Origin of the sequence: Thioalkalivibrio sp. ALMg11 (assembly GCF_000377905.1) — a bacterium.
GTDB lineage: Bacteria > Pseudomonadota > Gammaproteobacteria > Ectothiorhodospirales > Ectothiorhodospiraceae > Thioalkalivibrio.
In genome coordinates, this window is record NZ_KB898873.1 from 230301 (window position 1) to 249933 (window position 19633).

Annotated in this window: 17 protein-coding genes; 12 read left to right on the plus strand and 5 right to left on the minus strand. The window is 68.1% G+C overall.

The annotated features are described in order from the left end of the window. Positions 1–234 precede the first annotated feature (234 nt). The 8 genes from D578_RS0106335 (at position 235) to D578_RS0106370 (ending at position 13370) form a co-directional block, all read left to right on the plus strand. Positions 235–1368 carry an NAD(P) transhydrogenase subunit alpha gene (locus D578_RS0106335; RefSeq protein ID WP_018949130.1) on the plus strand — a complete coding sequence of 378 codons (1134 nt, stop codon included), beginning with the start codon at positions 235–237 and terminating at the stop codon, positions 1366–1368. After that, the gene (locus tag D578_RS0106340; protein ID WP_018949131.1) at positions 1365–1676 is read left to right on the plus strand and encodes an NAD(P) transhydrogenase subunit alpha; all 312 of its coding nucleotides are present in this window, start codon (positions 1365–1367) and stop codon (positions 1674–1676) included. Before D578_RS0106335 ends, D578_RS0106340 begins: the two co-directional genes overlap by 4 nt. Continuing rightward, positions 1673–3061, plus strand: a complete 1389-nt coding sequence (locus tag D578_RS0106345; RefSeq protein WP_018949132.1) for an NAD(P)(+) transhydrogenase (Re/Si-specific) subunit beta — start codon at positions 1673–1675, stop codon at positions 3059–3061. The genes D578_RS0106340 and D578_RS0106345 overlap by 4 nt, the downstream gene beginning before the upstream one ends. Positions 3062–3469: 408 nt before the next feature. Then, on the plus strand, positions 3470–5686 hold the full coding sequence (locus D578_RS0106350; RefSeq protein ID WP_018949133.1) for a primosomal protein N': 2217 nt from the start codon (positions 3470–3472) through the stop codon (positions 5684–5686). Between the two features lie 100 nt (positions 5687–5786). Further along, a complete protein-coding gene (gene argS, locus D578_RS0106355) occupies positions 5787–7550 on the plus strand; it encodes an arginine--tRNA ligase (RefSeq protein ID WP_018949134.1) in 1764 nt (587 codons plus the stop codon). Between the two features lie 3 nt (positions 7551–7553). After that, positions 7554–8138 carry an SPOR domain-containing protein gene (locus D578_RS0106360; RefSeq protein ID WP_018949135.1) on the plus strand — a complete coding sequence of 195 codons (585 nt, stop codon included), beginning with the start codon at positions 7554–7556 and terminating at the stop codon, positions 8136–8138. An 8-nt stretch (positions 8139–8146) separates the two neighbouring features. Beyond that, positions 8147–12088, plus strand: coding sequence for an ATP-dependent RNA helicase HrpA (gene hrpA, locus D578_RS0106365; RefSeq protein ID WP_018949136.1), 3942 nt, complete (start codon positions 8147–8149; stop codon positions 12086–12088). Between the two features lie 25 nt (positions 12089–12113). Next, positions 12114–13370 carry an FAD-dependent oxidoreductase gene (locus D578_RS0106370; RefSeq protein WP_018949137.1) on the plus strand — a complete coding sequence of 419 codons (1257 nt, stop codon included), beginning with the start codon at positions 12114–12116 and terminating at the stop codon, positions 13368–13370. A gap of 168 nt (positions 13371–13538) precedes the next feature. Here D578_RS0106370 and D578_RS0106375 read toward each other — a convergent pair whose 3' ends face one another. The 3 genes from D578_RS0106375 to D578_RS0106385 are packed head-to-tail and all read right to left on the minus strand — an operon-like array spanning position 13539 to position 15941. Next, entirely contained in the window at positions 13539–14873 is a 1335-nt protein-coding gene (locus D578_RS0106375; protein WP_018949138.1) for an ATP-binding protein, read from the minus strand. Positions 14874–14898: 25 nt separating this feature from the next. Continuing rightward, positions 14899–15615 (minus strand): response regulator transcription factor, encoded by a 717-nt coding sequence (locus tag D578_RS0106380; RefSeq protein WP_018949139.1) that lies wholly within the window; start codon positions 15613–15615, stop codon positions 14899–14901. Beyond that, complete coding sequence (locus D578_RS0106385; protein WP_026289219.1) at positions 15612–15941, minus strand: PepSY domain-containing protein; 330 nt, start codon at positions 15939–15941, stop codon at positions 15612–15614. The genes D578_RS0106380 and D578_RS0106385 overlap by 4 nt, the downstream gene beginning before the upstream one ends. Positions 15942–16036: 95 nt before the next feature. Here D578_RS0106385 and D578_RS0106390 point away from each other — a divergent pair, with 95 nt between their 5' ends. Together D578_RS0106390 and D578_RS0106395 are read left to right on the plus strand one after the other, a co-directional pair. After that, positions 16037–16348: a DUF2288 family protein gene (locus D578_RS0106390; RefSeq protein WP_018949141.1), complete on the plus strand. Its 312-nt coding sequence runs from the start codon at positions 16037–16039 to the stop codon at positions 16346–16348. Next, positions 16349–16741, plus strand: a complete 393-nt coding sequence (locus D578_RS0106395) for a DUF3775 domain-containing protein (protein WP_018949142.1) — start codon at positions 16349–16351, stop codon at positions 16739–16741. A gap of 153 nt (positions 16742–16894) precedes the next feature. On the opposite strand, the gene D578_RS0106400 is transcribed toward D578_RS0106395, so the two are convergent. Then, positions 16895–17203 carry a PilZ domain-containing protein gene (locus tag D578_RS0106400; protein WP_081617333.1) on the minus strand — a complete coding sequence of 103 codons (309 nt, stop codon included), beginning with the start codon at positions 17201–17203 and terminating at the stop codon, positions 16895–16897. A gap of 225 nt (positions 17204–17428) precedes the next feature. Between D578_RS0106400 and D578_RS0106405 the strand changes: the two genes are divergently transcribed. After that, a complete protein-coding gene (locus D578_RS0106405) occupies positions 17429–17740 on the plus strand; it encodes a c-type cytochrome (protein ID WP_018144594.1) in 312 nt (103 codons plus the stop codon). 17 nt (positions 17741–17757) lie between these two features. Further along, complete coding sequence (locus tag D578_RS0106410) at positions 17758–19053, plus strand: FCSD flavin-binding domain-containing protein (RefSeq protein WP_018949144.1); 1296 nt, start codon at positions 17758–17760, stop codon at positions 19051–19053. 340 nt (positions 19054–19393) lie between these two features. Here D578_RS0106410 and D578_RS0106415 read toward each other — a convergent pair whose 3' ends face one another. Then, positions 19394–19594, minus strand: coding sequence for a YdcH family protein (locus D578_RS0106415; protein ID WP_018949145.1), 201 nt, complete (start codon positions 19592–19594; stop codon positions 19394–19396). Positions 19595–19633: the final 39 nt, after the last annotated feature.

Consider the following 19633-nt stretch of genomic DNA (forward strand, 5'->3'; position numbering starts at 1 on the left):
AGGAACAAAGCAATTACAACACCATGACTCGCGGTATCGTAAGCTCGCCCGACTTGACGGCCCCTGCAATGAGCGTGGACACGGTTTAAGCACGAGGCCGGATCCGCTACACTCGCGGGTCGTTTTTTGTGCGGCACGCTCGAATCACGCGTGCCGCATCCGATTTCACCACCCGCGAGCGCGGCTGATCGTCCCATAGGGAATACGGGAACGCTTGGCCCGGGGAGAGAGCGCATGGCAATCAAATTATCCGTTCCCAAGGAATCCGCCAGTGGCGAGCGCCGCGTGGCCCTGGATCCGTCGGTAGCGGCCAAGTTCAGCGATATGGGCGTCACGGTGCAGCTGGAAAAAGGTGCCGGTTCCGAGGCCCATTTCCCGGACGCGGCCTACGAGAAGGCCTCCGTGGTCGACACCGAAACCGCCTACGGCCAGTCGGACCTGATGGTCCGCGTGGCACCGCCGACGGTCGAGGAGGTCAACCAGCTGCCGGAAGGCTCGACCGTGGTCAGCCTGTTCCATGCCCACCGTAACCCGGACGTGGTCAAGGCGATGCAGGAGCGCAAGATCCTGAGCTTCGCGATGGAGCTGATCCCGCGCATCTCGCGCGCCCAGAGCATGGACGTGCTGTCCTCGCAGGCGGCCGTGGTCGGCTACAAGGGCGCCATCATGGGTTCCGATCTTTCCTGCCGTTTCTTCCCGATGCTGACCACCGCGGCCGGCACCATCCGCCCGGCCAAGGTGATCGTGATCGGCGCTGGCGTGGCTGGGCTGCAGGCGATCGCCACGGCCAAGCGCCTGGGCGCGATGGTCGAGGCCTATGACGTGCGCTCCGCCACCAAGGAGCAGGTCGAATCGCTGGGTGCGAAGTTCCTCGATCTCGGCGTCTCCGCCGAAGGCGAGGGCGGCTACGCCCGCGAACTCACCGCGGAAGAGAAAAAGCAGCAGCAGGACGCGCTGGGCGAGTACATCGCCAAGGCCGACGTGCTGATCACTACCGCCGCGATCCCGGGTCGCGCCGCGCCCAAGCTGATCCCCAAGACCATGGTCGAGGGCATGAAGCCGGGTGCCGTCATCATCGACCTGGCGGCCGAGGGTGGCGGCAACTGCGAGCTGAGCAAGCCCGGCGAGACCCACGACCACAAGGGCGTGATCATTCATGCCCCGTTGAACGTGCCCTCGCAGGTCCCGCTGCATGCCTCCGAGATGTATGCCAAGAACCTGCTGAATTTCCTCACGCCGATGATCGCCGAGGGCGGCGAATTCCAGCCCGACTGGGATGACGAGGTCATCGCCAAGAGCGTGCTGACCCGCGACGGCGAGATCGTGCACGAGGCCACCCGCGAGGCCCTGAAGGGAGCGCAATCATGACCATCGAAGGCTTTATCGCGCTGTACATCTTCATGCTCGCAGCCTTCACCGGCTACGAGATCATCTCCAAGGTCCCGGTCATCCTGCACACCCCGCTGATGTCCGGTTCCAACTTCGTCCACGGCATTGTGCTGGTCGGGACCATGGTCGCACTCGGCCAAGCCACGACCCCGCTGGAACAGGCGATCGGCTTTGTCGCCGTCATCCTGGCCGCCGGCAACGCCGTGGGTGGCTATGTCGTCACCGAACGCATGCTGGAGATGTTCAAGACCAGCAAGAAGGACGACAAGAAGGGAGATAACGCATGAGCCTGATTATCAACCTCGCCTACTTTGCGGCGGCGGTCCTGTTCATCGTCGGCCTCAAGCAGATGTCCTCGCCGACCACCGCGCGGCCGGGGATCATGTGGGCCGGCGTGGGCATGGTGCTCGCCACGGTCGTGACCTTCGTGCACCCGGAGGTCTCCGGGCGCGTGAACTACACCCTGATCGTCCTGGGTATCGTCATCGGTGGCGGTCTGGCCTGGTGGAGTGGCAAGAAGGTCGCGATGACCGACATGCCGCAGATGATCGCGCTGTACAACGGCATGGGCGGCGGCGCCGCGGCCGGCATCGGCGCGATCTACCTCCTGCAGGCCAGCCCGGAAAGCGTCACCAATACGGGTCTCGCGATCGCCACCACCGGCTCACTGATCGGTTCGGTGGCCTTCTCCGGCTCGCTGGTGGCCTACGCCAAGCTGCAGGGCCTGATGAAGAAGACCTTCCACTTCCCGGGCCAGCAGGTGGCGAACATCGCCATCTTCGCCATCACCGTGATCCTCGGCTTCATGCTGGCGACCGGTGGCGGCGAGATCGGCTCGGCCACGCTGCTGCTGTTCTTCATCCTGTCGCTGGCCTTCGGCATCCTGATGACCCTGCCGATCGGCGGCGCCGACATGCCGGTGGTCATCTCGCTGTACAACGCCCTGACCGGCCTGGCAGTCGGCCTGAAGGGGATCGTGCTCGACAACCCGGCACTGATGATCGCCGGCATCGTCGTCGGCGCGGCCGGTACGCTGCTGACCCAGCTGATGGCCAAGGCGATGAACCGCCCGATCAGTAACATCCTGTTCAGCCAGTTCGGTGGCGGCGGCGGGGGTGCCGAGGAAGCGATCGAGGGCACCATGAAGGAGGTCCAGGCCAACGACGCCGGGATCATGATGGCCTTTGCCGAGAAGGTGATCATCGTGCCGGGCTACGGCATGGCCGTGGCGCAGGCGCAGCACAAGGTCTGGGAATTCACCCAGCTGCTGCAGAAGCGCGGCGTGGACGTGAAGTTCGCGATCCACCCGGTCGCGGGCCGCATGCCCGGGCACATGAACGTCCTGCTGGCCGAGGCCGGCGTGCCCTACGACATTATCTTCGACCTCGACGAGATCAACGAGGAGTTCAAGACCGCGGATGTCGCCATGGTAATCGGCGCCAACGACGTCGTGAACCCGGTGGCCCGGACCAATCCGGACTCGCCGATCTACGGCATGCCGATCCTGAACGCGGACCAGGCGCACAACGTCATCTGCGTGAAGCGCGGCAAGGGCTCCGGTTTCTCGGGCATCGAGAACCACCTGTTCTATGCCGACAACAACCAGATGCTGTACGGCGACGGCCAGAAGGTGGCCGCCGAACTGGTGGCATCGGTGAAGGCCCTCGGCTAGTCGGCCTGCCCCACTCGCGGGGCCCGGACACCGGGCCCCGCAACCCAAACCCGGTCACCGTTTTGCGGTGCCGGGTTTTTTGTTGTTCGCCCCCTGGGGCCAGGATTGAACCCGGAAATCTGTACGCTTCCTGTACAGACTACCCACAAGGGCCGGGGTCAGGCGTCGGTTAGCACACACAGCGCGTACGCGGTTTCATATAGCTATCGTAACTCACTGTTTTACCGATTAAAAATGGATGTGGTCGATATTTGTCCAATCCAAGCAGGCTCCAGCAGTAACAAGCATTTAGGGGTGTTCATACCGATTCACCCACAGTGTTATCCACAGCTTCTGTGGATAACACCGCTACCCGCAGTGCTACCACCCACTCCCCCTCCCCGGGACCCGACGCAGTAGACTGTGCGCATGCCTGCCGCGCCCCGAATCGCCCGCATCGCGCTGGATCGCCCCCTGGACCGGCTGTTCGATTACCGCATCCCCGAGGACCTGGCGCTTGCGCCCGGCCAGCGGGTTCGCGTGCCCTTCGGACGCGGGTCGACCATCGGGGTCGTGGTCGAGCTGGCAGCCACCAGCGAGGTGCCGCCCGGCCGCCTGCGTCCGATCCAGGCAGCACCGGAGGCGGAACCGCTCCTGGGCCCCCACCTGCTGGAGCTTCTGCAGTTCGGGGCGCGCTACTACCACCACCCCCTTGGCGAGGCCCTGCTGGGGGCCCTCCCGCCGGCCCTGCGCCACGGCGACCCGCTGCCCGCTCTGACCCCGGAGACGCTGTGGCGGCTGACACCCGAGGGCGGCCGGGCACTGGCCGACGGTGACGCCCGCGGGCGACGCCAGCAGGCCGTCCTCCGCGCCCTGGCCGACCCGCAACCCACACCGCACACTCTACCGGCCCTGGATCGCGCCACCCTGGCCGCCACCACCGGGTTGCAGCTGGCGCCGCGCGAACTGCGCGGGTTTGCGGAACGCGGATGGCTGGAGGCGATCACGCCCGACCCGGCGCACCCGCCACCCCCGAACACCAGCGACCACACCCTGACCGCCGAGCAGCGCGCCGCGGTGGACGCCCTGACCCCGGATCCCGGCGCACCCCTGCTGCTGGAGGGCGTGACCGGCAGCGGCAAGACCGAGGTCTACCTGCAAATGGCCGAACGCGCGCTAGCAAGCGGCCGCGCGGTCCTGTTCCTGATCCCCGAGATCGCCCTGACACCTCAGCTGAGCGCGCGCATCCAGCAGCGCTTCCCCGGGCAGGTCGCACTACTCCACTCCGGACTGGCCGAGGGCGAGCGCCTGCGCGCCTGGGAGGCCGCCCGTCAGGGGCAACGCCGCATCGTGGTCGGCACCCGTTCCGCGCTGTTCACGCCCCTGCCCGATCTCGGCCTGATCATCGTCGACGAGGAGCACGACAGCGCCTTCAAACAGCAGGACGGCTTTCGCTACAACGCCCGCGACCTGGCCATCAAGCGCGGCCAGCTGGAACAGGCCGCGGTGGTCCTGGGCTCGGCCACGCCGACCCTGGAGACCCTGCATGCAGCGACCACCGGCCGCTATGCCCACGCCCGCCTGGCCACGCGCCCGGACGGCTCTCAACCGCCCACCGTCGAGACCGTCGACACTCGAGTGCATACCCCGGACGAGGGCCTGACCGCCCCGCTTCTGGATGTCATGCAGCAGACCCTCGCGGCCGGCCACCAGTGCTTCCTGCTGCTCAACCGGCGCGGCTTTGCCCGCGTGCTGGCCTGCGACGCCTGCGGCTGGGTCGCCGAATGCCCGGACTGCGACGCGCGCCTGACCATCCATGCCCACAATCCACGTGCCGTCTGTCACCTCTGCGGCCACCAGGAACCGCGCCCCCAGCGCTGCCCGCAATGCGGCGAGGCCCTGGCGCAGCGCGGCCTCGGCACCCAGCGCCTGGAACAGGCCCTGGCCCGCCACTTCCCGACCACCCCGTTGATCCGCCTGGACCGCGACAGCATCCGCCACAAGGGGGCGCTGGAGGAGGCACTGGACCGCATCCGCCAGCTGGATGCCGCCATCGTCGTGGGCACCCAGATGCTGGCCAAGGGCCACGACTTCCCGCAGGTCGGCCTGGTCGGCGTGATCGACGTCGATCAGGGCCTGTTCAGCGTTGACCTGCGCGCCACCGAGAACACCCTTCAGCTGATCGTGCAGGCGGCCGGACGCGCCGGACGCGGTTCCGGCGGCGGCCGCGTCCTGCTGCAGACTGGCCACCCGGACCACCCCCTGATCCGCGGCCTGAACGCCGCGGACTACCCGGCGATGGTCGCGCCCCTGCTGGAGGAGCGCGCAGCCGCCGAGATGCCGCCCCACGGCCACCTGGCCCTGGTCCGCGTCGAGGCAGGCGATGCCGAGACCACCCGCCGCCACGCCGAGCGCGTCGCCACCCACCTGCGCAACGCCGCTGCCGAAGGCCTGCGTGTGCTGGGCCCGGCCCCCGCGCCGCGCCACCGCGTCAATCGCCGCTTCCGCGAACAGATCCTGCTGCAGTCCACCCAACGCGGCCCCCTCCATCGGAGCCTGACCCGCGCCCGCCACGCCTGGCAGGCCGATGACCTCCCGCGCGGCACCCGCATCGCCATCGATATCGACCCGGTCTCGCTCGCGTAAGCCGCTACCCGATTCCCTTCGAGCAGGCGCCGCCGGGGCGGCACGCCCAGCGCTTCCGGGTTAGAATGCGGCCCTTTTTACACGACGGATCGAGTCCCTCTTGAAAGACACCCTGACCGAGGCCCTCGCGGCCGCACTGGAGACCCTGGTGGCCGATGGCCGCGTACCCGCCGACCACGGTGTCGAGGTACAGGTCACGCGTGCCCGCGACCGCGAACACGGCGACTTCGCTGCCAACCTGGCGATGCAACTCGCGCGTCCGGCGAAATCCAAGCCGCGCGATCTGGCCGAGGCCTTGTGCGCCGCCATGCCCGAGGTGCCCGGCCTCGCCGGCACCGAGATCGCCGGCCCCGGTTTCATCAATTTCCGCCTGGCCGCGGATGCCCGCACGCTGGTGCTGGGTCGCGTCGCCGCCCAGGGCGCCGACTTCGGCCGCTCCAGCGTCGGTGGCGGGCGCCCGGTTCAGGTGGAGTTCGTCTCCGCCAACCCCACCGGGCCGCTGCATGTCGGCCATGGCCGCGGCGCGGCCTTCGGCGCCACTGTCGCTGACCTGCTGGATTTCTGCGGCTTCGACGTCACCCGCGAGTACTACGTGAACGACGCCGGACGGCAGATGAACATCCTCGCCGCCAGCGTCTGGCTTCGCTACCTGGAGCAGCACGGGGTCCAGGTGCCGTTTCCGGCCAACGGCTACCAGGGCGAGTACATCTACCCGGTCGCCGACACCCTGACCGCGCAGATCGGCGAACAGGGCGTGCGCCCGGCCGAGGCCGTCACCCGCGATCTTCCGGCGGACGAGCCGGACGGCGGCGACAAGGAAATCTTCATCGACGCGGTGATCGCCCGCGCCCGAGAACTGCTGGGCGCGGAGCTCTACCGCGAGGTATTCGACTGCGGCCTGAATGCGATCCTCGACGACATCCGCGACGACCTGCGAGAGTTCGGCGTCGAATACCAGTGCTGGTTCTCCGAGCGCAGCCTGGCCGACTCCGGCGCGATCGACGCCGCGGTGGAGGATCTGCAGGGGCGCGGCGCGCTGTACGAGCAGGACGGGGCCCTGTGGTTCCGCTCCACCGAGTACGGCGACGACAAAGACCGCGTGGTGCGCCGCGAGAACGGCGACTACACCTACTTCGCCTCCGACATCGCCTACCACCGCGAGAAATTCCAGCGCGGCTTCGAGCGTGTCATCAACATCTGGGGCGCCGACCATCACGGCTACGTCGCTCGTGTGCGCGCCGCACTACAGGCCCTGGGCCTGAATCCCGATCAGCTCGACGTGCTGCTGGTGCAGTTCGCGATCCTCTATCGCGGTGGCGAGCGCCTGCCGATGTCCACGCGTGCCGGGCAGTTCGTGACCCTGCGCGAACTGCGCGACGAGGTCGGATCGGATGCCGCGCGCTTCTTCTATGTGCAGCGGCGCTGCGACCAGCACCTGGACTTCGACCTGGATCTCGCCAAGTCGCAGTCCAACGACAACCCGATGTACTACATCCAGTACGCCCACGCGCGCATCGCCAGCGTGCTGCGCACCGCCGCCGAGCGCGGGCATGCCCCGGCCGCGGCCGACGCCGCGGGCCTCAGCACGCGCCTGACCGAACCACAGGAAGATGACCTGCTGGATCGCCTGGATCGCTTCCCCGAGGTGATCGCGGCCGCCGCAGAGGCCTGCGAGCCGCACCAGATCGCCCAGTACCTGCGCGAGTTGGCCGCCGGCTTCCACGCGTACTACAACGCGGTGCCCTTCCTGAATGCGCCGGACGCCGACGTGATCAGTGCGCGCCTCGCGCTGCTGACCGGCGCAAAGCAGGTACTGCACAACGGCCTGCGCCTGCTGGGCGTGACCGCCCCGGAACGGATGTAAACCATGGCCCAGGCGCGCAAGACCCGTCGCAAGTCCACCTCCGCCAGGGCCTCGCGGCCCATTCCTGGCTGGGTGTGGATGCTGCTTGGCCTGCTGATCGGCCTGGGGATTGCCGCCATGCTGTACCTGCAGGGTGCCGACCGCTCGCCGGATCTGGGTGCGCTATTCGGCGAGCCGGCGACCGAGACCGCTGCCCCGACCCCGGCACCGGTGGAGCGGGACACCGTCCCCTCTGACGACGAGCCCCGCTTCCGCTACTACGAGCTACTGCCCGAGGACGAGATCCGGGTGCCGGAGTCCGAGCGCGACGCGCCCGCCCCCGCCGTGCCACCGGCCGCATCGCCCAGCGAAGGCGAGCCGGTGGTCCTCCAGACTGGCTCGTTCCGCCGCTTTGCCCAGGCCGACGAGATGAAGGCGCGGCTAGCCCTGCTTGGCCTGGACCCACAGGTGCACGAGGTCCAGATCCAGGGCGACACCTGGTACCGCGTCTACCTGGGGCCGTTCAGTGACGAGGACCGCGTGCGCCAGGCGCTGGAGCGTCTGCGCACGGAGAACATCGAGGCCCTGCGTCTGCGCTATCAGGGCTAAGACAGACCATGCCGGGCACCGCTCCCGATCTGGAGGCCCTCGCGGCGCGCATCGAGGCGCTGGCCGCCGGCCGCGAACGCAAGGACCTCGCGGACCTGCTGCGCCGGGCCCGCCAGCGCCAGAAACGCGGGCAGCCGTGCGACCGCATGGCCAGCACCCTCGCCGAGCGCCTGGCCACCGCCGAAGGCAGCGGCACTGAAGGCGGCACCACTGAGCGCGCCCGCCTGCGGCCACAACCCGTCTACGCCGGCGACCTGCCGATCCACGCCGAGCGCGAGCGGATCGTCACTGCCATCCGCGAGCACCCGGTGTTGGTTCTATGCGGCGAGACCGGCTCCGGCAAGACCACCCAGCTGCCCAAGCTGTGCCTGGAGGCCGGGCGCGGCGAGACCGGGCTGATTGGGCACACCCAGCCGCGCCGGATCGCCGCGCGCTCGGTGGCCAGCCGCATCGCCGAGGAACTGGGCACCACTCTGGGTGGCGATCGAGACTCCACGGTCGGCTTCAAGGTGCGCTTCTCCGACCAGACCGGGCCGAACAACTGGGTCAAGCTGATGACCGACGGCATCCTGCTGGCGGAAATGGCGCATGACCCGGAACTGCGCGCCTACGACACCATCATCGTCGACGAGGCCCACGAGCGCAGCCTGAACATCGACTTCCTGATGGGCGTGCTCAAGCGCCTGTCGAAGAAGCGCCCCGAGCTGCGCATCATCATTACCTCGGCCACCCTGGACCCCGAGCGGCTGTCGGCGTTCTTCGACGACGCCCCGATCCTGACGGTGGCCGGACGCACCTACCCGGTGGAGCTCCGCTACCGCCCGATCGAGCAGGAGGATGCTGGCGACGAGGGCGACGAGCAGGGGCGTGGTGAACGCGACTTGTTCGACGGCATCCGCGACGCGGTGGCCGAGTGCGAGCGCGCCGGGCCCGGCGACGTGCTGGTGTTCCTGCCCGGCGAGCGCGAGATCCGCGACGCTCACAAGGCCCTGCGCGGCCAGGTCCGCGCGGATACCGAAATCCTGGCGCTGTACGCGCGGCTGTCCGCGCGCGAGCAGTCGCGGGTATTCCAGTCACACAGCGGCCGCCGCATCGTGCTCGCGACCAACGTCGCCGAGACTGCGCTGACCGTGCCCGGCATCCGCTTCGTGATCGACTCCGGGCTCGCGCGCATCTCGCGCTACTCCTGGCGCTCGCGGGTACAGCGCCTGAGCCTGGAGTCCATCTCGCAGGCCGCCTGTGACCAGCGCGCAGGGCGCTGCGGCCGTCTGGGCCCCGGCATCTGCATCCGGTTGTTCGCGGAAGACGACTTCAACCTGCGCCCACCCTTCACCGACCCGGAGATCCAGCGCGCAAACCTCGCCTCGGTGATCCTGCAGATGGCCGCGCTCAAGCTCGGCCAGCCACGCCAGTTCCCGTTCCTCGACCCGCCCGACCCGCGCCTGGTCAAGGACGGCTACCACCTGCTGGAGGAACTGGGCGCGGTAGACGACCGTGGCCGGATCACCCCGCGCGGGCGGCAGCTCGCGCGCATGCCCATCGACCCGCGCCACGCCGCGATGCTGCTGGCCGGCCCCGACCACGGCTGCGTCACCGAGACGGCCACCATCGCCGCCTCCCTGTCTCTGCAGGACCCGCGCGAGCGCCCGGCCGAGGCCACCCAGGCGGCGGACCAGGCCCATCGCGAGCTCCAGGTCGAGGGCTCCGACTTCATGGGCATGCTGAGGTTGTGGGACGCCTGGCACACCGCCCGCGAGGATCTCGGGTCCAGTGCGCTGAAGCGCTGGTGCCGCGAGCACTTCCTGAACTTCCTGCGCATGCGCGAATGGCAGGAACTGCGCGTGCAGCTGTTGCGGCTGGCGCGCGAGATGGGCCTGCACCCGAACCACCAGCCGGCGGACGCCGAGGCGGTGCACCGCGCGCTGCTGACCGGGCTGGTCAGCCAGGTCGGGCAGAAGACCGAGCGCGGCGACTACCTGGGTGCGCGCAACCGTCGTTTCCAGATCCATCCCGGCTCGGTGCTGGCGAAGAAGAAGCCGGCCTGGGTAATGAGCGCGGAGATCGCCGAGACCACGCGCGTCTACGCCCGCGACAACGCCCGCATCGAGCCCGACTGGATCCTGACCGCCGCCCCGCATCTGCTGAAGCACCACATCTTCGAGCCGCACTTCCAGGGCCGCAGCGGGCGCGTCGGGGCATTCGACCGCATCACCCTGTACGGCCTGGTCGTGGCACCGAAAAAGCCGGTGGACTTCGCCAAGCACGACCCGGCCGAGGCACGGCGTATCCTGATCCGCGAGGGCCTGGTCGGCGGCGAACTGCGCTCGCGCTCCAACGGCGTGCGCGCCAATCGCGAGGCAGTGGCCGAGATCGCCGAACAGGAGGCGCGCGGGCGCCGCCGCGACCTGCTGGTGGAAGAGGAGCGCCTGTTCGACTTCTACGACGCCCGCCTGCCGGCCGAGATCACCGACGGCACGAGCTTCGAGACCTGGGCGCGCAAGACCGAAAAAAATGACTCGGATGCCCTGAAGATCGACCGCGCCGAGCTTCTGAACGAGCCAGAGGCCACGCTCCCGGAAGGCGCCTATCCCGACCATCTGGAGCTCGAGGGCCTGCGCCTGCCACTCGCCTACCGCTTCGAACCCGGCCAGCCGGACGACGGCGTGACCGTCACCATCCCCATCGCCGCGCTGAACGCGGTGCCCGACTGGCTGGGCGACTGGCTGGTGCCGGGGCTGCTGGAGGATCGCGTGACCGCCCTGCTGCGGAGCCTGCCGAAGGCCCTGCGCCGCCAGTTCGTGCCCGCCCCGGACTTCGCCCGCGCCGCGCTCGCCCGCATCGAACACCGCCAGGGCCCGCTGATCCCAACACTGGCCGAGGCCCTGCGCGCCATGACCGGCACCGAGATCCCGCTGGATGCCTGGCGCCCGGAGACCCTGGAGCCGCACCTGGTGATGCGCTTTCGCATCCTCGACCCGGAAGGGAAGGAAGAGACCAGCGGCCGCGACCTGCCCGCGCTCAAGGCACGGCTGGGCGGGAGCGCCGAGGCCCACTTCGATGCCAGCCGCCCGGACGAGATCACCCGCGAGGGCATCACGGAGTGGGATTTCGGTGCGCTGCCGGAGAGCGTCGAATTCGACCACCAGGGGGCACAGCTGCGTGCCTTCCCGATCCTGGTCGATCGCGGCGATTCGGTCTCGCTGGAGCTGGAACCCGATCCAGCGAAGGCCGAACGCGCCCACCGCGCGGGTCTGCGGCGGCTGTTCCTGCTTGGCAGCCGCAAGACCGCGCGCGATCTGCGCCGCCAGCTCCCGGAGATCGAACGCGCCTGCCTGAACTACTCGACGCTGGGCAGCTGCGAGACCCTGCGCGACCAGATCCTGGAGGCCGCCGCCGACCGCGTGTTCCTGGCCGCGCCCTGGCCACGCGACGCCGAGGCGTTCGCCCAACGACTCAACGAATCCCTGCCGGCGTTCTCGCCCACCGTAATGGAGCTCTCGCGCCTGACCGCCGAGATCCTGCGCCGCTGGCACGACCTGCGCACCCGGTTGCAGGGCGACCTGCCGCTGTCCTGGATCGAGGCCGCGCGCGACATCCGCGGGCAGCTGGACGCGCTGGTCCCGGCGGATTTCCTGCTGCGCATCCCGCATGATGTCCTGCCGGAACTGCCGCGCTACCTCGAGGCGATCGAGAAGCGCCTGGAGCGCCTGACCCAGGCCCCGGACAAGGACCGCGCCCGCCGCGTCGCCGTGGAGCCGCTGTGGCAGCAGGCGCAGGAACTGATCGCCCGCGCCCCGGACCACCCGGACGTCCTCGCCTTTCGCTACCGCATCGAGGAATTCCGCGTCTCGCAGTTCGCCCAGGAACTGGGCACCCGCGAGAAGGTTTCGCCCAAACGCCTGGAACGCGAATACGCGACACTGATCCAACGACTGGCCAGTGGCACATGAGCCACGACAATGGAAGGACCAACGGATGCGTGTAGTGGTCATCGGCGCCGGGGTGATCGGTGTCACCACAGCCTGGTACCTGCAGGAGGCCGGGGCGGAGGTCGTGCTGCTGGACGCCGCCACGGCGCCGGCCAGCGGATCCAGTTTCGCCAATGGCGGCATGCTGCATGCCAGCCATGCCGAACCGTGGAATGCCCCGGGCGTGGGTCTCGACCTGCTGCGCTATCTGGGGCGCAGCGACTCGCCCCTGCTGGTGCGCCCGCACGCCATACCGGGGCTGATCGGCTGGGGCCTGCGCTTTCTCGGCAACAGCCGCCGCACGCGCTTCGAGGAACACACCCGGATCAATGCGCGCCTGGCCGCCTTCTCCCTGAAAGAGATCGACCGCCTGCAGCGCGAGCTGGCACCCGAGGGGCTGGACTTCGACTTCCGCCGCAGCGGCATCCTCAAGCTGTTCCAGGACCCGGCCAGCCAGGGCCGCAATCGCACCGCCAGCGAGGACATGGCGGACGCCGGTGTGCGCTTCGAGGACTGGACCGTCGAGCGCATCATCGCCGAAGAACCGGCGCTGGCACCCGTGCGCGATCAGTTGTGCGGCGGACTGTACTTCCCCGACGACGCCATCGGTGACGCCGCCCGATTTACCATGGGCCTGCTGGCCATCGCCCGCCGCCGCGGACTGACCTATCGCCCGGGCGTGGCCGTGCGCCGCCTGCGCACTTTCCGCGGCCGCCTCGATGCACTGGAGACCTCGGAAGGCCCGATCGCCGCGGATGCCTGCGTCGTTGCCAACGGCTACCAGGCGCCCGATCTGCTGCGCCCGCTCGGGATCCGGCTGCCCGTGGCACCGGTCAAGGGCTACTCGCTGACCCTGCCGATGGATGCCGGAACCCGGCTCCGCCTGCCGCTGATCGACGACGCCAACAAGGTGGTGATGACCCCGCTGGGCGAGCGCCTGCGCCTGGCCGGAACCGCCGAGTTCGCGGGTCGCGACGGCAGTCTGAACCCGCAACGAGCCGCCAGCGTGCTGGACCATTGCCGCCGCACCCTGGCCAGCCTGCCCGAGCACATGGATGCCGAGACCATGGCCGCGTGGACCGGCCTGCGCCCGATGAGCGCACGCGGCACCCCGATCCTCGGAGCGACCGCGGTGCCGGGGCTTTATCTCAACACCGGCTCCGGCCACCTCGGTTGGACCTTCGCCTGCGGCGCCGCCGCGCTGGTGCGCGACAGCGTACTCGGCGAACCCCCGGCGTTGGCGATGGACGGCCTGACACTCTGATTTCGCACGGTTTGGGGAGCGACACGCCCTGGTTGATGCGTTTCGCGGTGCTCAACGCATCCTACGGGGGGCGATGTCCAGCCGCGCGGTGTCGTTGCGGAGCTTTGTAGGATGCATTGAGCACCGCGAAACGCACCATGGAAAACCCCGACTCCGCCCGCACCGGTTTCAGGACGCGGAAAACACCATGCGGATGCGTGCGCCGTGGAGCTCCGGGGCCTGCTCGATGAACAGCTTTCCACCGTGGTCGGTGACCAGGGTGTGGATGATGCTGAGCCCTAGCCCCTGCCCCTCGGCGCGACCATCATCCTGGTCGCCGCGGGTATCCGCGCGCTGGCCGCGTTCCAGCACCCGGGCGCGGTCGGCCGGCGGGATGCCGGGCCCGTCATCGTCGATCATCAGCATCACCTCCCCCGGCTGACAACGGGTGGTAACACGCACCCGCGTGGTCGCATGGCGGATGGCATTGTCCAGTGTGTTGCCAAGGAGCTCGAAGATCGCCCCGCTGTCCATGCGCAGGACGCAGCCCGCAGCCAGATCGGTCTCCAGCGCCACCCCTTCGTGGGCCGCGAGCCGTCCCAGTGCCTGGCCTGTACGTTCGATGATCGGCCCCAGCGGCTCGGCGGCCTGGAACGGGGCCGGACCGAGCCGCTGCGCCTGGTTGAGCTGGTGCTGGACGATGCCCTGCAACCGGTCGACCTGGCGCTGCATGTCGTCATTATCCGGTCGCGCGCTCTCGAGGTTCAGACGCAGGGCGGAGATCGGGGTCTTCAGGCTGTGGGCCAGGTCCGCGAGGGCATTCTGCTGGCGCGCCAGTCGAGCGCGTTCGAACTCGACCAGGTCGTTGATGCTGCCGGTCAGGGCGCGAACCTCGGTAGGGTAGTCGCCAGCCAGATGCGCATGGTCGCCGTGGCGCAGGGCGTCGAGGTCGCGCCGGACCTGACGCAGCGGGCGCAAGCCCCAGAACCACAACGCTAGCGAGAGCACCAGGATCATGGAGAGGGTCATGGTCATCAGCCCCTGCCAGAGGCTGGTGCGGTACTGCTCGACCTGTTCGCTGAAGGCCTCGCGGTCCTCCAGTATCTGGAAGGTCAGGCCGACCTGCCCGCCCTCCAGCTCCCACTGCACCGGCAGACTGAAACTGAAGTAGTCGTCTTCCGACCAGCCGCGCAGGGAGACCCCGACCGCCGACGGCGAGCGCCAAAGGGTCTGGCCCTCCTCCCCAAGGATGCGTGCGTAGAGGCCGCTGACCGGCAGCTGCAGCCGGCTCTCGGGAAGCATCTCGGGGACGCGGACATCGGCCGGGCCAACCACCTCGGCCAGCCCCATCAGCAGCAGGACTTGCGCCTCGAGGCGGGTCTCCACCGCATCCGCCGCATTGTCGCGAAAGGCGGCCTCAAGCACCCAGGCCGTCAGCAACGAGAAGATCAGCACGGTGATCGCCGTGACCCCCGCCAGGCGCAGGACCAGACTCCCACGCAGCTTGCGCAGGGCCCCTCTCATGCGGACCGGGCAGCCTCGCGGCAGGTCATCGGGGGCTGGCCGACTCGTTTTCCGGCGCGGCGTCGGGTTCGCGGGCAAAGCGATAGCCACGTCCGCGCAGGGTCTCGATCAGGCCCAGGCTGCCGTCGCCATCCAGCTTGCGCCGCAGGCGCCCGATCAGGACCTCGATCACGTTGCTCTCGCGGTCCTCGTCGTGATCGTAGAGGTAGTCCGCCAACGCATCCTTGCTGAGAACCCGGCCCGGCTGGCGTACCAGGGTCATCAGCAGGCGGTATTCGAAGGTGGTCAGGGTGACCGGCTCACCATTCAGCCAGACCTCGTCACCCGCAGTGTCGATCACCAGCGGCCCAAACGCCAACCGCTCCTGGCCCGACTGCAGGCTGCGCCGTGCCAAGGCACGCAGCCGCGCCAGCAGTTCCTCGATGTGGAAGGGCTTGGCCAGGTAGTCGTCGGCCCCGGCCTCCAGGCCCTCGACCTTGTCCTGCCAGCGGTCGCGCGCGGTCAGGATCAGGATCGGCAGGCGCGGCTTCGATTCGCGGGCCTTGCGGATCACGTCCAGCCCGTCCATGCCGGGGAGCCCGAGATCGACCACCGCGATATCGCAATGGTACTCGGTCAGCAGGTAAAGCCCGGTCTCGCCGTCCGAGGCGGTATCCACGCGGCAGCCGCTGCGGTCCAGCTCCTCGCCAATCTGGTTGCGCAGGGCCACGTCGTCTTCGATCAGTACCACGCGCAGATTCATTCCGGGAGCTCCACTTCGGTGCCTTCCTCGATCCGGAGGGTACGCACTTGTTGATCGTTGGTCAGGATACGGATGATGAACAGACGCGCCCCAAACTGGCTCACATCCTCGCGCGCGTGGAGCACCCGGCCCGGGTAGTGCGCCTCGATCTGGGCGACGGCCTCGTCGAGATCCCAGACGGCAGCCTCGGGGTCATCCGTGTTGAACTGGCCCTGCGCCGGAAGCGCCACGAACAGCAGCGTCGCCAGCACCAGCGCGCGGCCCGCGCGGGGCCGCGTAAGGTCCCGCACGCGGCATCCGGGCTGGAGATCCGGCGTGGGTCGCATATCGGTGCATTCTCCGGACGCGTGCATGGGCAGGTGTTGAAGATACAAGGGTATCGGCCTAGCCTGAACGATATCTGAAACCGACTGGAACCGTTATGCACGACGCCCCTGCCGAACAACCCGAAGTCCCTCTGGAAGAACAGGCCGGCCCGCTGCCGTGGAAGGACCTGATGCCCCATTTCGCCCGCGGCGTGGTGATCCGCGTGGCGCCGGAACTGGACCTGATCGAGGTGGCCCGCGCCATCCGCGACGATGCGACCCACCAGGTCAGCGAATGGCTGGCCAACGACCAGGTCGCGCGCGCCTCGGATGACGATGCCCGCCGCTGGGCCGCGAACGACCCGATCTTCACCGCGCTCGTGGCTGCCCCCTGGGTTCTGGCCCAGGAGCGGACCCCGGCCCACTAGATGGCCATCTCCCTCGGCATCCCCGGCGAGACGATGGAACGGCTGATCCAGGCCGCACGGGAATTCCATGCCAAAGAGGATGTGGTCTTCCCGGATACCGGGAGCGAGGGTAGCGACGACGACTGGGCGATGCAGATCCTGGCCGATCACGCCAGCGACCTGACCCTGCAGGAACTGGAAGGCACGCTGCGCGACCTGGGCCAGGACCAACAGGCGGAGTTGCAGGCCCTGAGCACCCTGGGACGCGGGGATTACGTGGCAACGGACTGGGAAACCGCATTACAGGACGCGCAGGATGACTGGAGCCCGGACACCGTGCACTGGCTGCTGACCAACCCGCTGATCGCCGACGAATGGGCCGCGGGGCTGGAAGAGATCGAGCGCGAGGCCTAGCGATCCTCGGGGAGACGCTGATTCGTTCGCACGTCCGCGGTCGAGTCGATTTTGCTTGCTGACAACAAGAGGCGGTGAGCGAAGTGTAACCGAGCTTTATTCGCGAGCCGCTACGCCCACCGCGCAAGATCGGCCGCGCCCTCAAGGGGGTAGCTATTCCAGTTCCGCGGGGTCGAAGCGCACGGCAATCCCGCCGTCCATCACCCGCACCACCTGCGCCTTGACCCGCGGCGCCTCGCCGCCATCCCCGAGCATGCCGAACACCTGCAGCATCAGTTCGTCGTCCGAGGCGAGCTTCATCAGGTGCCCCACGCAGGCATTTTCCGGGTCTTCCCACTCGAGGAAGGCACCCCCACCGGAGATATCGTTCGTGGTCAGGGTGACCGTGTCCCCGCTCTCGCACTCGGCCACAACCTCGACCGTCATCGGGATCCGTGGATGACGACGTCGTTCCCCTGTCATGGCACTCCTCCTGGCAGCATATGCCTTTGCAATGTATCGAAAAGGCGTTTTTTCTGTGCTATACGAGATTCATGATCGTTGGTTTTCGCGATCAGGCGCAACTGCCGGGCTCGAACCCGGAGGCGCAATCACAACCCGGATCTTCACACCGGGCCAAAGGATGAAGGCAGTACTTGCACAGCTGTCGCTCGCTAAAAGCCACTTCTTACGGAGGAGTCCGTTTCAATGAAGAAATCGCACTTGTACCTGGTGGGGCTTGCCGCCTCGCTGGCGATGGCGGGCACTGCTACCCAGGCCCTTGCCGACGACGAAATCACCCGGGGCCAGCTGATGGCCGCCTCCTGCAAGGCCTGCCACAACGCAGCCGCTGCAGACGACGGCGTACCGGAACTGAACCGCATTCCCGCTGAAGTCATCGAGAGCCAGATGAAGGCATTCCGCGACGGTGACCGCGACGCGACGATCATGGATCGTCACGCCAAGGGCTACACCGACGAGGAAATCGAATCGATGGCCGGCTACTTCAGCCGCTTCTGATCAGGGGGAAACGAATCATGCATGACTTTAATCGACGTAATTTCCTGAAGGTCGCGGGCGTCAGCGGCGCCGCGGCCCTCACCGGTATCGGCTGTGCCACCAATGGCATGCGCGAGGCCGAAAGGGCTCACGTGGTGGTTGTCGGCGGCGGCTCCGGCGGCGCGACCGCCGCCAAGTACATCAAGCAGTTCTCGCCCAACATGCGCGTCACGCTGATCGAGCCAAACGCCACCTACTACACCTGCTACGGCAGTAACTGGGTCATCGGCGGCTTCGCCGGCATGGACGACATCGCCCAGGGCTACGACACCCTGCGGGATGAATACGGCATCGAGATTGTCCAGGACCGGGTCACGGCCGTGGACGCCACGGCGCGCAGCGTGCGCCTGGCCGGCGGCGATAGCATGGGCTACGACAAGCTCGTGATGTCCCCGGGGATCGACTTCCGCTACGACGACATGCCCGGCATCTCCGAGGCCGATGCCGACCGCATCCCGCATGCCTGGAAGGCTGGTTCGCAGACCGAGTTGCTGCGCTCGCAGCTGCACAGCATGCCCAACGGCGGTGTATTCGTCATGGTCGCCCCGCCCAACCCGTTCCGCTGCCCACCGGGGCCGTACGAGCGCGTCTCGCTGGTCGCGCACTACCTCAAGCAGGAGAAGCCGCGCTCCAAGATCATCATCCTCGACCCGAAGGACGGCTTCTCCAAGCAGGGCCTGTTCGAGGAAGGCTGGGCCGAGCACTACGGCGACATGATCGAATGGCGTGCCGGCTCCTCGGGCGGCCGCGCCGAGGAGATCGACGTCTCCAACATGACCGTATTGGCCGACAGCGGCTTCGAACGCGTCCGCGCCGACGTGCTGAACTTCATCCCGGCCCAGCGTGCCGGTCAGATCGCTCATGACGTGGGCCTGACCAACGACGCCGGTTGGGTGCCAGTAGACCAGCTGACCTTCAAGTCGGAGATGGACGACAACATCTACGTCCTGGGGGATGCGAGCGTGGCGGGCGCCATGCCGAAATCCGGCCACTCGGCCAACAACCAGGGCAAGATCGTGGCTGCCGCCATCGTCCGCGAACTGGCGGGGCAGGAGCCCATCAACCCGTCCTCGGCCAACACCTGCTACAGCCTGGTGACCCCCGACTACGCGGTCAGCGTGGCCGCGGTCTACCAGTACCAGGATGGGGCGCAGGCCGGAGTGTCCGGTGCCGGCGGTGTCAGCCCGTCAGGTGCCAGCGCCAGCTTCCGTCGCCGCGAGGCGGGTTACACCCGCGCCTGGTACAACGGCATCACCAGCGACATCTGGGGCTAAGCTCCAGCGTTCCACTACGGAACACACTCAAACGGCGCCTCCGGGCGCCGTTTTTTTTTGCTCACCACGTAGGCACGAAGATGGACTAAGGGCGTTTGAACCACAGAGGACACGGGGGCCTCGGAGAAAACCGGAGATGGTGCGCAAGAAGGGTAGGATCCGGATGAGCGCAGCGAATCGCATCGGTTCCGCGGAACGGCCGTCCCCTGATGCGTTTCGCATGGCTCAACGCATCCTACTCGCTGCCCTTCTCCGTGCTCTCTGTGCCCTCTGTGGTTGAACCGATCTTGACCTTGCCCTTCTTCGTGCCTTCGCGCGCTTCGTGGTAAACAAAGGCGCGTCAGGCGTTGAGGTCGGGGATCAGGCGGCTGCGCAGGCGCTGAATGGAGTCCTTCAGCTGCAGCTTGCGCTTCTTCAGGCGCTGGATGGCGAAGATGTCCGGTGCGGCCTGCTCGTGCATCACGCCGATCGCGGAATCCAGGGCCCGGTGCTCGGCCTCCAGCTCGGCCAGGTGTGCGCGAATCTGACTCTCGGTTTCCAAGCCGGCCCCCAGTGGTCCCGTGAAGTGGTGGCCGTGTGC